This window comes from Streptomyces meridianus (genome assembly GCF_023703325.1).
Classification (GTDB): Bacteria; Actinomycetota; Actinomycetes; order Streptomycetales; family Streptomycetaceae; genus Streptomyces; species Streptomyces meridianus.
In genome coordinates this window covers 135,340-148,512 of the sequence record NZ_JAMQGM010000023.1, presented here as the reverse complement: position 1 = coordinate 148,512, position 13,173 = coordinate 135,340, and the positions used below count along the sequence as shown (strand labels likewise).

Annotated in this window: 16 protein-coding genes; 6 read left to right on the top strand and 10 right to left on the bottom strand. The window is 72.6% G+C overall.

Going from position 1 to position 13,173, the window contains the following annotated elements; translation table 11 throughout:
- Positions 1-101: 101 nt before the first annotated feature.
- The 3 genes from M1E25_RS11530 to M1E25_RS11520 all read right to left on the bottom strand — a co-directional run bounded on the left by M1E25_RS11530 (position 102) and on the right by M1E25_RS11520 (position 2,165).
- Positions 102-761 carry a hypothetical protein gene (locus M1E25_RS11530; protein ID WP_251413603.1) on the bottom strand — a complete coding sequence of 220 codons (660 nt, stop codon included), beginning with the start codon at positions 759-761 and terminating at the stop codon, positions 102-104.
- A gap of 215 nt (positions 762-976) precedes the next feature.
- Positions 977-1,720, bottom strand: coding sequence for an RDD family protein (locus M1E25_RS11525; RefSeq protein WP_251413601.1), 744 nt, complete (start codon positions 1,718-1,720; stop codon positions 977-979).
- A gap of 67 nt (positions 1,721-1,787) precedes the next feature.
- Positions 1,788-2,165 carry a DUF2752 domain-containing protein gene (locus tag M1E25_RS11520; RefSeq protein ID WP_251413599.1) on the bottom strand — a complete coding sequence of 126 codons (378 nt, stop codon included), beginning with the start codon at positions 2,163-2,165 and terminating at the stop codon, positions 1,788-1,790.
- A gap of 457 nt (positions 2,166-2,622) precedes the next feature.
- On the opposite strand from M1E25_RS11520, the gene M1E25_RS11515 reads away from it, so the two are divergent.
- The 3 genes from M1E25_RS11515 to M1E25_RS11505 all read left to right on the top strand — a co-directional run bounded on the left by M1E25_RS11515 (position 2,623) and on the right by M1E25_RS11505 (position 5,479).
- Entirely contained in the window at positions 2,623-3,498 is an 876-nt protein-coding gene (locus tag M1E25_RS11515) for a bifunctional methylenetetrahydrofolate dehydrogenase/methenyltetrahydrofolate cyclohydrolase (RefSeq protein WP_251413597.1), read from the top strand.
- A 20-nt stretch (positions 3,499-3,518) separates the two neighbouring features.
- Positions 3,519-3,980 carry a DUF3017 domain-containing protein gene (locus M1E25_RS11510; RefSeq protein WP_251413595.1) on the top strand — a complete coding sequence of 154 codons (462 nt, stop codon included), beginning with the start codon at positions 3,519-3,521 and terminating at the stop codon, positions 3,978-3,980.
- Between the two features lie 509 nt (positions 3,981-4,489).
- Positions 4,490-5,479 (top strand): malate dehydrogenase, encoded by a 990-nt coding sequence (locus tag M1E25_RS11505; protein ID WP_251413593.1) that lies wholly within the window; start codon positions 4,490-4,492, stop codon positions 5,477-5,479.
- Positions 5,480-5,704: 225 nt separating this feature from the next.
- Here M1E25_RS11505 and M1E25_RS11500 read toward each other — a convergent pair whose 3' ends face one another.
- Entirely contained in the window at positions 5,705-6,106 is a 402-nt protein-coding gene (locus M1E25_RS11500) for a GNAT family N-acetyltransferase (RefSeq protein ID WP_251413591.1), read from the bottom strand.
- 181 nt (positions 6,107-6,287) lie between these two features.
- Between M1E25_RS11500 and M1E25_RS11495 the strand changes: the two genes are divergently transcribed.
- Positions 6,288-7,106, top strand: coding sequence for an endonuclease/exonuclease/phosphatase family protein (locus M1E25_RS11495; protein ID WP_251413589.1), 819 nt, complete (start codon positions 6,288-6,290; stop codon positions 7,104-7,106).
- Between the two features lie 60 nt (positions 7,107-7,166).
- Here M1E25_RS11495 and M1E25_RS11490 read toward each other — a convergent pair whose 3' ends face one another.
- A complete protein-coding gene (locus M1E25_RS11490) occupies positions 7,167-7,727 on the bottom strand; it encodes a Uma2 family endonuclease (protein ID WP_251413587.1) in 561 nt (186 codons plus the stop codon).
- A 209-nt stretch (positions 7,728-7,936) separates the two neighbouring features.
- Between M1E25_RS11490 and M1E25_RS11485 the strand changes: the two genes are divergently transcribed.
- Positions 7,937-8,401 (top strand): GNAT family N-acetyltransferase, encoded by a 465-nt coding sequence (locus M1E25_RS11485; RefSeq protein WP_251413585.1) that lies wholly within the window; start codon positions 7,937-7,939, stop codon positions 8,399-8,401.
- Positions 8,402-8,477: 76 nt separating this feature from the next.
- Here the strand turns inward: M1E25_RS11485 and M1E25_RS11480 are convergent, their stop codons facing one another.
- The 3 genes from M1E25_RS11480 to M1E25_RS11470 all read right to left on the bottom strand — a co-directional run bounded on the left by M1E25_RS11480 (position 8,478) and on the right by M1E25_RS11470 (position 10,091).
- Entirely contained in the window at positions 8,478-8,834 is a 357-nt protein-coding gene (locus M1E25_RS11480) for a hypothetical protein (RefSeq protein ID WP_251413582.1), read from the bottom strand.
- A 229-nt stretch (positions 8,835-9,063) separates the two neighbouring features.
- Entirely contained in the window at positions 9,064-9,279 is a 216-nt protein-coding gene (locus tag M1E25_RS11475; protein WP_251413579.1) for a DUF397 domain-containing protein, read from the bottom strand.
- Positions 9,276-10,091: a helix-turn-helix domain-containing protein gene (locus M1E25_RS11470; RefSeq protein ID WP_251413576.1), complete on the bottom strand. Its 816-nt coding sequence runs from the start codon at positions 10,089-10,091 to the stop codon at positions 9,276-9,278. The genes M1E25_RS11475 and M1E25_RS11470 overlap by 4 nt, the downstream gene beginning before the upstream one ends.
- Before the next feature lie 123 nt (positions 10,092-10,214).
- On the opposite strand from M1E25_RS11470, the gene M1E25_RS11465 reads away from it, so the two are divergent.
- Positions 10,215-10,637, top strand: a complete 423-nt coding sequence (locus M1E25_RS11465; RefSeq protein WP_251413573.1) for a DUF6415 family natural product biosynthesis protein — start codon at positions 10,215-10,217, stop codon at positions 10,635-10,637.
- A 96-nt stretch (positions 10,638-10,733) separates the two neighbouring features.
- Here the strand turns inward: M1E25_RS11465 and M1E25_RS11460 are convergent, their stop codons facing one another.
- Together M1E25_RS11460 and M1E25_RS11455 are read right to left on the bottom strand one after the other, a co-directional pair.
- A complete protein-coding gene (locus M1E25_RS11460; protein ID WP_251413571.1) occupies positions 10,734-11,825 on the bottom strand; it encodes a peptidoglycan recognition protein family protein in 1,092 nt (363 codons plus the stop codon).
- Positions 11,826-12,171: 346 nt separating this feature from the next.
- Positions 12,172-12,726, bottom strand: coding sequence for a Uma2 family endonuclease (locus M1E25_RS11455; RefSeq protein ID WP_251413569.1), 555 nt, complete (start codon positions 12,724-12,726; stop codon positions 12,172-12,174).
- Between the last annotated feature and the right edge of the window lie 447 nt (positions 12,727-13,173).

The following is a 13,173-nucleotide window of genomic DNA, read 5'->3' as shown; positions in this document are numbered from 1 at the left end:
GAAGGCCGTGTTCCCCGCCGCAACGGCGGGGAACACGGCCTTCGCACACAGGCGCGGGGTGACCGCCGCCCCCGGCTCGGGGCCGGGGGCGGCGGACGGGCTCAGTGCCGTGGCCGCTTGAACCAGGCGGCCGTCTGCGACTGGAGCATCGCGGCGAGGATGACAGCGCCGACGGCTATGCCGATGACGGCCCCGATCGCCCCGGCCGGAGTGCCCTGGACCAGGTTGAACAGGCTGCCCACGATCCCGAGCGAGGCGTAGACGATCGTCGTGACGCGTACGCCGTTGCCGCCGCTGCCGAACTTCGCGGCGAGGACGATGACGAGCACCGCAAGGGCCAGCAGGACGACGACCGCCACCATGCCGATCCCGGCCGCCGCGTCACCCGCCGGGCCCGAACCAAGGCCGGTGTCGGCGCTGTTGAGCGCGGTCAGGCCGACGGCGGCGGCGATGCCGCCGATGAGCTGGAGGCCGCCGATGACAAACAGCAGGACGCGGGCCGCCTTGGCGAGCCCGGGCAGTTCCGTCGGAATGTACGCACCGCCGGCGTAGCCCGGGTGGCCCGGGTACCCCGGATGCCCCTGCCCCTGCGGCTGGACCTGCGGCTGGTGCTGCGGGGGGAAGCCGTACGGCTGCTGTCCCGGCTGCGGGTATCCGTAGGGCTGCGGCTGTCTCTGTCCCTGCGGGTAGTCGTAGGGCTGGGCCGGCTGCTGGCCCGGTGGCGGGCCGCCATAGGGGTTGTTGGAGTCGGGGTGGCTCATGGCCGGGTTCCTCCGTTGCGCCTTCAGGGACGGCGCGGACCGCCCAGAGGCAGGAGTTGTGCAAGCGGCCCACCCCCGGTGCCGCGACACTGGGAGCCATCGTGGAGGCTGCCTCCCACGTTGTCCAGCGTTGTCCCGCCAAGATCCGTGAACGGAGCAAATGGGCACCGGGGTCAGGGCCTTCGGGGGTCCCGAATGGCCCGAGGTGGGGCTTCTCAGCGGGTTCGCACGACGACCGAGCTGATGATCTTGTCCGCGAACGTCTGCTTCTTGGCGTCCCACAGCGGCCAGAGCCAGCCGAGGTAGCAGGCCATGTTGTCGAGGATGTGGCAGAGCTTGCGGACGAACGCCATGCCGAAGCCGAGCGGACGGCCGTCGGCTTCGCGCAGCACCGCGATGTTGAGCGCCTTCTTGCCCGGGGTCTGCCCGGTCGTGCCCTCCTGGTACAGCACCCACAGGCCGAGGCCGACGGCCGCGAGGGTGCCGAGCAGGTAGAGGACGACGCCCGCGGTCTCGACGCCGCCGGGCTCGTAACTGCCGGTCGCCGCGTCGTAGTTCGGCTGGGTCACGAACGCCGTGGCCGCGATCACGAAGAACAGCATCGGGGCGACGCCGACGATCAGGGCGTCGAGCAGGTAGGCACCGGCGCGCGCTCCCCAGCTCGCGAACGGCGGCATCATGCCGGGCTGCTGGTAGCCGCCGCCCGGGTAGCCGTAACCCTGCGGGGGCATCCCCTGCTGCGGGTAGCCGTAGCCCTGCTGGGGCATGCCGGGTGCCTGCGGCGGGACGCCGGGCTGCTGCGGGTAGCCGTAGCCCCCCTGCTGCGGCATGCCGGGCTGCTGGGGCATGCCGGGCTGCTGTCCGGGTCCGGGGCCCTGCGGGGGGACGCCGGGCTGCTGCGGGTAGCCGTAACCGGGCTGGCCCCCGTACGGGTTGCTGGGGTTGGGCGGGTAACTCACGTGCGATCCTCCGAGGGGATGCGTGCTGGACAGTGACTGACGAGGGCTGCGCCGCGGGCCCGGGGGCCTACCCGGCACCCGGGGCGGGGAGCCCCAACCGGTGAAGCTGCCACCCCCACGCCGCGGCGAGAGCCGCCGCGACGATGACGCCCCGGCCCCGGGGTGACGTCCGCCACCACCAGCGCCCGAGGCCGAGCGGGGCGAGCAGGAGGCCCAGCCCCGCGACCGCGGTGACCGGATTCGCCGCCAGGGCGGCCCCCCAGTCGCCCCGGCCGAGTTCGATGAAAACCGTGGTGCTCCCGCACAGCGGGCAGGGAACGCCGGTCAACCACCGCAGCGGGCACAGCACCCCGGGGTCGTGCGCCGCATGCAGCCGGGCGACCGCGACCGCTGCCACTGCGGCGGCGGACCCGCGCACCGCGATCCGGGCGAGCGCCCGGGACATCGGGATCCGGGCAGGCGCGCCAACGGGGGAGGTGTGGTCCGATGCGGGGTCCGACGCGGACGGGGCGCCGCCGGGGGCAGGAGCCGTCATGAGTGCGGGGCGCAACGGAGAGAGCCCCGCACGGGCGGCCGCGGCCCGGGGACAGCCGTGGCGCCGGGAACCGGTGGTTCGCTCCAGCGCTCCGGCCGGCCGGCGCGAACGGGCCGGTTCCGGAATCCGTGCAGGCGCGGCGTGCGGTACGGATCGCTCACGTTCTTCCCCCGGTTCGGTGCCTCCACCGCTCGACGTCGTCGTGCGCAGGCTCCTGGCTGTGCGGTCACATCGTCGTTGCTGTGCGTGCTCCGTGTCCAGCGGGGTTCCGCGCTGTGCCGAATTCGTGACCCGGGCCGCCGCGGGGGCTGTCCACTGGTCGGTTCCCACCAGCAGGACCTCGTCGGCCGCATGGGAGGATGGACCCATGACCGCCCAGATTCTCGATGGCAAGGCCACCGCAGCCGCGATCAAGACTGAGCTCGCCGGCCGGGTGGAGACCCTCAGGGCCCGGGGCATCACGCCGGGGCTCGGCACACTGCTGGTCGGTGACGATCCCGGCAGCCGCTGGTACGTCGACGGCAAGCACCGGGACTGCGCGCAGATCGGCATCGCCTCCATCCAGCGCGAGCTGCCGGAGACCGCGACGCAGGAGGAGATCGAGGCGGTCGTCCACGAGCTGAACGAGGACCCGGCCTGCACCGGTTACATCGTCCAACTCCCGCTTCCCAAGGGCATCGACACCAACCGGGTGCTGGAACTCATCGACCCGGCCAAGGACGCCGACGGCCTCGCACCGATGAGCCTCGGCAAGCTCGTGCTCAACCAGGCCGGGCCGCTGCCGTGCACGCCGAACGGCATCGTGCAGTTGCTGCGCCGTCACGACGTCGCACTGAACGGCGCGCACGTGGTCGTCATCGGCCGGGGCATCACCGTCGGCCGGTCGATCGGACTGCTGCTGACCCGCCGCTCGGAGAACGCGACCGTCACCCTGTGCCACACGGGGACCCGCGACCTCGGGTCGCTGCTGCGGCAGGCCGACATCGTCGTGGCCGCGGCGGGGTCCCCGCACATCGTCAAGCCCGAGGACGTCAAGCCGGGCGCGGCCGTCCTCGACGTGGGCGTCAGCCGTGACGAGCACGGGAAGATCGTCGGCGACGTGCACCCGGGCGTGGCCGAGGTGGCGGCGTGGGTCTCGCCGAACCCGGGCGGTGTGGGGCCGATGACCCGCGCCCTGCTGCTGCAGAACGTTGTCGACGCCGCCGAGGCCACCGGACTCCGGACCGGCGACGGCCGGGGCTGACGGGGAAGGGACTGCTCGTCATGGGTACCGAAGCACACGCGACCCGGGCGGAAACGGACGAGGCGCCGGGCAGCGGCCCGGTGCAGGAGCCGTCCCGGACGACCCGCCGGTTCCCCCGGCTCACCCGGACCACGGCGCGTCCCGAGGGCGGCGGCCGTGCCGCGCCCGGCGACGCTCCGGCCCCGGCGCGCCAGTGGCCGCTGCTGGCTGTGGCGGGCGGCGCCGCACTCGGGCTGCTCGTCGTGGTCCTCGGGGCACCGAGGATCGGAACCCTGCTGGTCGGCCTGGCACTGATCGGCGGCGCGGTGCTGCGCTGGGCACGACCGTCGGTCGGCATGCTCGCGGTCCGGTCGCGGTTCACCGACATCCTCACCTACGGGGTGCTCGGCACGGCGATCCTGCTGCTGTCGCTGATGATCCAGCCGAAGCCATGGCTGGACATTCCCTGGCTGAAGGATCTCGTCCACCTGACCGTCCGCTGAGCGCACCGCCGCGGCTGTGCAGCAGGGCCTCACCGGGGCCCCACGGCGGTCGGCCGCGGTCGCGTCACCAACCCTCTGCCCGTGCGGCCGGCCCGCCGAGGGCTGCGGGCCGCCTCCGCTGCCCGGCGTTCCGCCCTGGCCGGGCGAGCGCCCGCCGGCAGTGTCCGCCGGGCCGCCGGGCGATCCGAGCGACGCCGGCAGGCATGCCCCGTGTGAAGCTGGGCAGGCGATTGTTCGACCCCCCCACGGGTTCGGCACTCCCGGCGGTCGCCCGCGCGCACCCCCCCTCGCGCGGGTGGCCGCCGGGCCATGTTTGCCGACCCGCCCCGGGCGGAACCCGCACGGTGAGACGCGCCACACAGGGCCGCGGGCCGGGCACCGGCGGGGTCGGATAGCCTGACGCCCGGGTCTCTCGACACCAAGAGACCCGACAACGTGGGGGACGGCCTCCCACCGCCACGGGACCCGGGGGCCGCGCCCAGCAGACCCAGCCAGCAGGAGACCGCATCATGACCCGCACTCCCGTCAATGTCACCGTCACCGGCGCGGCCGGACAGATCGGCTACGCGCTGCTCTTCCGCATCGCCTCCGGGCATCTCCTCGGCGCGGACGTGCCGGTCAAGCTGCGGCTGCTCGAGATCCCGCAGGGACTCAAGGCCGCCGAGGGCACCGCGATGGAGCTGGACGACTGCGCCTTCCCGCTGCTCCAGGGCATCGAGATCACCGACGACCCGAACGTCGGCTTCGACGGTGCGAACGTCGCCCTGCTCGTCGGCGCCCGCCCGCGCACCAAGGGCATGGAGCGCGGTGACCTGCTGGAGGCCAACGGCGGCATCTTCAAGCCGCAGGGCAAGGCCATCAACGACCACGCCGCGGACGACGTGAAGGTCCTCGTCGTCGGCAACCCGGCCAACACCAACGCGCTCATCGCGCAGGCCGCCGCCCCGGACGTGCCGGCCGAGCGCTTCACCGCGATGACCCGGCTCGACCACAACCGTGCGCTGTCGCAGCTGGCGAAGAAGACCGGCGCCCCGGTCTCCGAGATCAGGAGGCTGACGATCTGGGGCAACCACTCGGCCACCCAGTACCCGGACATCTTCCACGCGGAGATCGCGGGCAAGAACGCCGCCGAGGTCGTGGGCGACGAGAAGTGGCTGGCCGACGACTTCATCCCGACCGTCGCCAAGCGCGGCGCGGCGATCATCGAGGCCCGTGGCGCCTCGTCGGCCGCCTCCGCGGCCAATGCCGCCATCGACCACGTCCACACCTGGGTCAACGGCACGGCCGACGGCGACTGGACCTCCATGGGCATCCCGTCGGACGGCTCCTACGGCGTTCCCGAGGGCCTCATCTCGTCCTTCCCGGTCACCTGCAAGGACGGCACGTACGAGATCGTCCAGGGCCTGGACGTCAACGAGTTCTCCCGCACCCGCATCGACGCCTCGGTGCAGGAACTCGCCGAGGAGCGCGACGCGGTCCGCGGCCTGGGCCTCATCTGAGCCCTTCGCTCATCACGGCGGCCCGTCGGCAACCCCGTTCCCGGGGCGCCGGCGGGCCGCCGCCGTCTTCCCGACCGAGCGCGCGCCGGTCGGACCGGGACGACGTGAACGTCCAGCGCGCCCAGGGCGGTCGGATGGGCAGTCAGGTCGACCGGATCGCTGGTGATCACGACGGCGCTTTCCGTGGTTGGCCGAGCCGGCTTCGTCGGGTTGCCGTCGTCCCTCTCACAGGGGCCGGCGGGTGAGCCGCATCAGGCGGCCGCCGGTGTCCGGGGCGAAGCCGAGGGAGGCGTAGAACGCGGCGACGTCGTCGTCCGCCACCAGCAGCGTGCTCCGGGCCCCCTGCTCCTGTGCCCATCCGACGACGCGCTCGGCCAGGCTCCTGCCGAGTCCCGCACCCTGGTGCGCCGGATGGACGACGACGTCGACGACCAGCAGGTACATCGTCCGGTCGCCCACCACCCTGGCCATGCCCACGACCTGCTGCCGCCGGCGGGCCACGACTGCGAACACGGAGCCGCCCAGCGCCGTCCGGCACGCCTCCGGCGACGGCGACGCCCAGGCCACGGCTTCGCGGAGCGCCCGGTACTCGGCCACGGTGGGAAGCGCGTCGTCGACGGTGTACACGACCGGCAGACTGCACCCGGGCCCGGGCCGCGCACAAGCGTCTCCGGCCCCGTCCCCCGGCCCTGGCCGAAAAGGCGCTCCGCTGTACGCCCTCGGGAGGTCCGGGAGCTGGTGCGACGGGGCCGCCGGCCGGGAGAATCGCCTCCGAGCCGGAACGCCCGGCACCGAACCGGAGGCGCGGATGCGGGTGCTGACGTGGAACGTGTGGTGGCGGTTCGGCCCGTGGGAGCAGCGCAGGAAGGCGATCCTGGCCGTCCTGCGCGACCTGCAACCGGACGTCGTCGGGTTGCAGGAGGTCTGGGAGCGCGGCGGAGAGAACCTTGCCGGGTGGCTCGCCGAAGAACTCGGCATGCACTGGACCTGGGCCGCGTCCGACGCCCCCGAACGGTGGCAGCGACGCATCGGGGATCCGGCGGTCGGGATCGGGAACGCCGTGCTCAGCCGGTGGACCGTCGCCGACCGCGCGGTGGTCCGACTGCCCGCGCACCGGGAACGGGACGCCGGCTACCTGGCCCTGCACGCCCTGCTGGACGCCCCCGGCCACCGGGTTCCGTTCTTCACCACCCACCTGACCTCGGCCACCGATGCGTCGGCCGTTCGCTGTGAACAGGTGCGCGTCATCGCGGAGTTCATCACCGCCCACCGGGGCGGAACCGACTTCCCGCCGGTGCTCACCGGGGACTTCAACGCCTGGCCGGACTCCGACGAGATCCGGCTGCTCGGCGGCTACCGGACGGCCCCCGCCGTCCCGGGCCTGACCCTCTTCGACGCCTGGGAGTACGCCGATCCGGCGCAGCCTTCGGCCACCTGGGACCCGGCGAATCCGTACGTGGCGAAGACCTTCGGCCCGCCGGTGCGCATCGACTACGTCCACGTCGGGGAGCCGGGCCCGGGCGGCCTCGGCCACGTCACCGCCGTGCGGCGTGCGGCGGACGGCCCGGTCGACGGCGTCCGGCCGTCCGACCACGCCGCGGTCCTCGCCGAACTGGCGGGTGTGTGAGCGCAGTCGGGAGCTGTCGCCGCGACGCGGGCACCGCCCGGTGCCGGGCGGTGTGCGCGATCAGTCCTGCGGGAAGCCGACGGTGGGAAGCACCAGGTCGATCGCGGTGCCGGTGAGGTCGAGCGGGGTGCCGAAGAGCACCGTGTGCTCGCTGCGGTACTCGCCGCCCTGCACCTGGGAGAAGGCGTGGCACCGGCCCGCGTAGGGGTCGACGATCACGTACACCGGGACACCCGCCAGCGCGTAGGCGATGCGTTTCGGTCCGTAGTCGTTGCCGGCGCTGCTCTCGGAGGTGACCTCCGCGACGAATTCGACGTCCTCGTAGGACCAGCGTCCCTGGTCGTCCATCTTCGCCTCGTCGGCGATCTTCGCGACGTCCGGCGCAAAGCCGTTGCCGTCACCGGGGAAGTCGATGCGCTCGTCCGATTTCACGTGGACGCCGGGCCCGTAGCGGCTCTCCAGGACCTGCACGATCCTGCCGACGATCTCCCGGTGGACCTCCCGCTGGGGCGATACGTGCGCGGTGCCCTCGACGACCTCGACCTTGTAGCCGTCGGGTACGGGCATCCGGGCAAGTCGCTCGAACAGCTCGTCCAGACTCAGTTCTCCGGCCTCGGCCATGGCACATCACCCTCCTCCCTCACCTACGATACGCACGGCGATCGGGACATGACAGCGGTGGCGGATCCGCGGCCCGTTCCGCCGGTGCGGCGAATCCCCGGCGGGCAGCTGCCGCGGGCAGCGACCGGCCGGGGCCGCCGGGTCGCGTCAGCCGACCGAGCCCGGCATATTCGGTCGACGCGGGCCCGCGCCCTGCCTAGGTTGCGGGCATGACGACAGCGCTGCGCCTCGAGCAGGTCACCCCGGACAACATCCACGACGCGTTCCGCCTGGCGGTGCGCCCCGAGCAGGGGCGGTACGTCGAATCCGTGGCCGAGTCGCTGGCCGAGGCGTACGTGCACCAGGACATCGCCTGGCCGCGGCTGATAGCCGACGGCGATCGGCTGGTGGGGTTCGTGATGGCCTTCTTCGACGTTCGCTTCGAGCAGCCGGACGACCGGCTCCGCTCCGGGCTCTGGCGGCTCGCCGTCGACGCGGGGGAGCAGGGACGGGGCTACGGACGGTTCGCGGTGCAGGCCGTCGCCGAGGAAGTCCGCCGGCGGGGGCAGGACCGCGTCACCGTGACCTACAAGCAGGGGGAGCACGGCCCCGAGGACTTCTACCGGCGGCTGGGTTTCCGTCCGACCGGGGAGATGAGCGAGGGCGAGGTCGTCGCCGAACTCGACCTGACCTGAGCCGGCCCGCGGGCGGGCCACCGACGGCCCCGGGCCCGGGCCGCCGCACGGTCCGGGCCCGGGGCTGCCGTGTCCGTCAGGCGTAGGCGCAGATCGCGAAGACGCTGATGCCCACGTTGTCGGTGTCGGTCTGCCGGCCCAGACCGATCCAGCCGGTGCCGTCGTCGGTGGGGAAGCTGCCGACGAGGACGGCCTCGTTGCCGCGCGCCTCGGCACCGCCGCCGATGACCTTCTTGCCCTCCGGGCAGTACACGGTGCGCCGCTGGAAGTTCGGCACGTTCTCGTTCGGCAGGGTCACCATCTCGTAGCCGGGGATGCCCTTGCCGCCGTGGTGGGGACCGGTCGTCCCGGCCCCGGTCTCCCCGGCCCACGCAGTGCCGCCGGTGAGGGCCATGGCCAGTGCGGCGCCGGCGATGACGAGCCTTCCGCGCATCTCTTCTCCCTTTCGTCGAGGGTCCCCGGAGGGGACCGCCACCGGGACCCATGGGTGACCGGACGGAGGGCCGGATAAGTCCGCGGAGCCGCCCCGTCCTGCGAATGGCGGTAGCAGGAGGGGTGCGTTGATCCGGATGCGCGTCGCCCGGTCGCCGTACCGGCGGCGGCCCGCCGGGGAGCGGAGGAGCGAGGGCAGGGGAGTGGCGGAGCCCCGGACCGGGAGGCCGTCAGACGGACGGGTGCCCGGCAGCGAAGACGACGAACGACGCCCACTGCTCCGGCGTGAAGTCCAGCACCGGTCCGGTCCGGTTCCCGGAGTCCCGGACGTGCACGGCCGCGGTGCCGGCCGCGACCTCGACGCATTCGCCGCCACCTCCGCCACTGTGGCTTGAAGTGAACCAGGCGAGTCCCGACGACGCGTGTACGTTCTCGTCAACGCTCATGGCGCTCCCGCTACCAACTCATGGATGAAAATTGCCGATTCCTCCGGGCTGAGGGCCTGCCCCCGCAGGATTCCATAGCGGCGTGCGATCCGGCCGACCTGTTGACGATCGCTGATCAGACTGCCGTGGTCCTGGGATTCGATGTAGGCGCACATCTCCCGGTCCGGGGGTTCGATGAGGGTGAACGGGCCCTCCAGTCCGGCGTGGTTCTCCCGGTCCGTCGGCATGATCTGGAGTTCGATGTGCCGCATCTCCGCGCAGCGCAGGAGGTGTTGGAGCTGGTCCCGCAGCACCTCGAGACCACCGACAGGCCGTCGGAGCACGACTTCTTCGATGACGAAGCTCAGCGCGGGTGCGGGTCTGCGGGAGAGAAGTCGCTGCCGGGCCATTCGGGTGGCGATCCGGCGCTCGATCTCCTCCTCGTCCAGGGTCGGCCGGTAGGCCGTGTGAACAGCCCGCGCGTACGCCTCCGTCTGCAGCAGCCCCCTGACGAGCTGGTTGTCGTACGCCGACAGGGCCACGGCCTCCGCCTCCAGCTCCGCGTACGGCTGGAACCAGGCCGGGTGCCGGTCGCGGAGGAGCTGATCGCGGACCGACGTGAACAGCCCCGGTACCTCCAGGACGCCCTCCAGCCGCTCCAGGAACTCGGGCCGGGGCAGCCGCTCGCCACGCTCGATCATGCGGACCAGTGACGCCGAGTAGCCGATCCGGTCGGCGAGCACCCCTTGGGTGATTCCGCGGCGTTCTCGCAGCGACCGCACCTGCGCGCCGATGATCGTGAGGCCGACCGGTGCGTTTCCTCCACTGCCCACGGCTCTCCCCCCTTCCGATGAGCACACCGCACAACAGCGCACAAGTGCCCCATACAACAGCACAGTTGCGCTGTAGCCCGTTCAGGCCTCGTAACGCTATGCAGCAGCGGGCAGAGTCGGAACATGAACCTGGAAAGCCCACCCGATCGCGTGCCCGGAACCCCTGAGCGGACGGAGCCGGACGCCGCGGCCCTCCCGGTCGATCTCGCGGTCATCCGGGAGACGATCGACGCCGTCCTCGGCGAGAACGCGACGCTTCCGCGCTACGAGCAGGTCGAGGAGTACGTCCTCCTGCTGCGCGGGCACGTCATGCTGCTCGTCCCGGAGGTCGAGGACCGCGCCCGGCTCCGGCCCGCGGACGATCCCTCGCGGTGCCGAGCGCTGGCCGGAGTCGGCGAGGCACAGCGGCAGTTGAACGGTGCCACCGGGCCGGGGCTCGTCTCCGCGGTGCAGCACGCGCAGCGCCTGGCCCGCTGCTGCCAGGCATTGCTGTGTCACTACGCCCGGCTGACCGGCCTTGCGGAGAGATCCGGGGCGGACGGGTAGCACCGCGGAGCCCGGGGCGCGCAGCGGTCCCGCCGGGCGCAGCGGCGGGGACGGCCTGCCGCGTCGTGCCGGCCGCACCCGTGCGCTGCGCCGTTCTCAGGCCAGGAGGCGCTTCCACTCCGTCCGGGTCAGCGTCGCACCCACGGACCGGGCGTCGCTGCCGGCCCGCTGCAACTCGCCCACCGCAGCCGCGACCTCGTCGTTCGCCCGGGACGACGGGGTGATCAGCGGCCAGAGGTCGGAGCCGAGGTAGCCGGTCTCGTCCACCGTGCTGTGGTACATCGCCGAGCAGGTGTGGGGCTCGATGTCGTGCGCCTTCGCGAGCCGGGCCACCGCCTCCTTGGTCGAGGCCCCGAAGTGGCCGTCCGCCGGCACCGACGCGAACCCCCGGGCGCGCAGCAGGTGCTGGGCGGCGCGCACCCTCGGGCCGAAGTCGCCGGGCCGCAGCAGCGGCCAGGGCAGGAACCGCTGGGCCGGGGCGGTGCCGAGCCGTACCGCGACCTCGTCGCGCAGTTCCTGGAGCCGTCCGTAGAGCACGTCGCCGGGGCACTCGGTGGAGTTGAAGTCCCGGTGGCCGCGGATGTCGGTGACGACGGTGCCGTACCGGTCGGCGATCCACGCGACCAGGTCCACCAGGGAGTCCCATAGCGCCTGCGGCACGTTCACGCTCGTGTAGAGGCCCTCGTTCTCGATCCCGATGACCTCGCTGTTGTGGCCGCCGACGTTGGCGCCCTGGACGTGCTGCGTGCCGCCCCGCACCGCCGACAGGCTCTGATGGCGGCCTTCGAGCCGGTAGCCGCCACGGGAGTTGGTGAACTGCTGGCCCGAGTCGATCCAGCCGTTGCCGTCCATGTGGAAGTCCTGGATGCTCCGGCAGATCTCCATGGCGTGCGCCAGCGAGTAGTCGGTGCTGTTCCCGGGGTTCGCGGTGTGGTGGACGACGATGTACGTCGGGACGCGGTCCAGCACCACGATCGAGTCCGAGGGCGGGCGGGCGCCCCACTCGGACGTGCTGTAGATGCGGGGTTCGGCGACGGCGGTTCGGGCCGGGCTCCGGGTGCCGCGGCCTTCCGCGGCGGGCGCGGCGTGCGCGGTGCCGGTCACGCCGATCCCGATCGCGCCGGCGGCGGTCGCGGCCAGGCCGCCGCGGAGCAGTGTCCGGCGGTCGTGCCCGTGCTGTGAAGCCATGTCGGTCTCCTTCGGGTGGGGGGTGCCGGGAGTTCCGTTGCTGTCGGCATGTCACGCCCGTCGGGAGAAAAGCAGGTTGAGGCCTCCCCACGGACCGGATCGCAGGTTGCACCGCCAGTAAAGGAGCTTGGGCATGCACCCGACAACCCCTGTGGTGCGGTGAGCGCCGGTCGACCGCGGAGCGGAGGGAGCGGTGACGGACGGCTGCGTGCTCAGCCGCCGCCTTCCCGGCAGTCCTGGCTGTCGGGCGGTGCCGGGAAGGGCGCCCGGGCAGCAGGACCGCTGCGGCGGGAGCCGGCCGAGCGCCACGCCCGGATTCCGACCGGAGCCGGGCCCGAGCCCTTCGTCAGCGGGCGTTCGCCTCGGGCTCCGGGCGCGGGAGTTCGTCGAGGTCGAGGGTGAAGGTGCGGCCATCGGCCAAGGGAACGGGAAGCTTGCCCGTGCCGTACTTGTGGGTGTGTGCCGCGATGTATCCGGTGCCGGTCGGCTGGGTGTGGAGGACGACTTCCTGGGCGTAGGGGTCCACCACCAGGTAGATCGGGATGCCGTAGCGGCCGTACTTCGCCGTGCAGTCGTCGTAGTCCTTGCGTGCGGAGGAAGTCGAGACGACCTCGCAGATCAGCAGCACATCTTCGAAGCTGTAGCGCTTGCCCTCCCGGCGGGCGTCCTCGCGAAGGATCGCCAGATCGGGGGCGGAGTTCTCATCGGCCGGGAAATCGATGTAGACGTCGGAGGTCACTTTCGCGTGACGGCCGAGGGCGAGAGCGGAGTCGATCTGCAGCGACCGGATGGTGCTGGAGTGCTCTTCGCTCCGCGGAGCCATGATCACCTTTCCGTCGGCCCCGAACAGGACCGTGTACCCCTCCGGGAACTCGGTGTGCACGATCGCGTCGACGCTCATGGACGGCTCCTTCCCGTGTGGGGTCAGGATACGGCGCCGCCGAGCCCGGCGATTCGGCGGTGAGACCGGCACAGGCTCTGCGGCCGCCTCGGCGCCGTCGTCCGGCGGGAGAGCGCGAGGGAAGCGCGGATGTTCCCGCATGGACGGGCGCCGGCGTCGGTGGGCGTCCCGTTGGCAGGGCTCGTCGAGCGACGTGAACGGAGGCGCGAAGGAGGATCGCCGGGCCACTCGGGCGAGCAGCGCCTTCGGAGTCGGCGAGCCGCCTCGCCGGGTGGGCACGGCAGGGCGCGGGGCGCGCGCACGCGACCCGCCCCGCGCGCCGCACCGGACAGAACCGCTCCGGTGGCGTGCCGGGCATGACATGGAGGGAAAGCTCGGCAAACGACCTGAAAGGGCCTTGAAATCGATCGGAACGATCAAGGCATCGACGACCGGGCCGCCGGACCC

Excerpts from the sequence above, each read along its gene's own strand:
- M1E25_RS11465 (WP_251413573.1), top strand. The coding sequence starts at position 10,215 with ATGAACCTGGAAAGCCCACCCGATCGCGTGCCCGGAACCCCTGAGCGG.
- M1E25_RS11490 (WP_251413587.1), bottom strand. The coding sequence starts at position 7,727 with ATGGCCGAGGCCGGAGAACTGAGTCTGGACGAGCTGTTCGAGCGACTT.
- M1E25_RS11480 (WP_251413582.1), bottom strand. The coding sequence starts at position 8,834 with ATGCGCGGAAGGCTCGTCATCGCCGGCGCCGCACTGGCCATGGCCCTC.
- M1E25_RS11460 (WP_251413571.1), bottom strand. The coding sequence starts at position 11,825 with ATGGCTTCACAGCACGGGCACGACCGCCGGACACTGCTCCGCGGCGGC.
- M1E25_RS11485 (WP_251413585.1), top strand. The coding sequence starts at position 7,937 with ATGACGACAGCGCTGCGCCTCGAGCAGGTCACCCCGGACAACATCCAC.
- M1E25_RS11515 (WP_251413597.1), top strand. The coding sequence starts at position 2,623 with ATGACCGCCCAGATTCTCGATGGCAAGGCCACCGCAGCCGCGATCAAG.
- M1E25_RS11475 (WP_251413579.1), bottom strand. The coding sequence starts at position 9,279 with ATGAGCGTTGACGAGAACGTACACGCGTCGTCGGGACTCGCCTGGTTC.
- M1E25_RS11520 (WP_251413599.1), bottom strand. The coding sequence starts at position 2,165 with ATGTCCCGGGCGCTCGCCCGGATCGCGGTGCGCGGGTCCGCCGCCGCA.
- M1E25_RS11505 (WP_251413593.1), top strand. The coding sequence starts at position 4,490 with ATGACCCGCACTCCCGTCAATGTCACCGTCACCGGCGCGGCCGGACAG.
- M1E25_RS11495 (WP_251413589.1), top strand. The coding sequence starts at position 6,288 with ATGCGGGTGCTGACGTGGAACGTGTGGTGGCGGTTCGGCCCGTGGGAG.
- M1E25_RS11510 (WP_251413595.1), top strand. The coding sequence starts at position 3,519 with ATGGGTACCGAAGCACACGCGACCCGGGCGGAAACGGACGAGGCGCCG.
- M1E25_RS11530 (WP_251413603.1), bottom strand. The coding sequence starts at position 761 with ATGAGCCACCCCGACTCCAACAACCCCTATGGCGGCCCGCCACCGGGC.
- M1E25_RS11455 (WP_251413569.1), bottom strand. The coding sequence starts at position 12,726 with ATGAGCGTCGACGCGATCGTGCACACCGAGTTCCCGGAGGGGTACACG.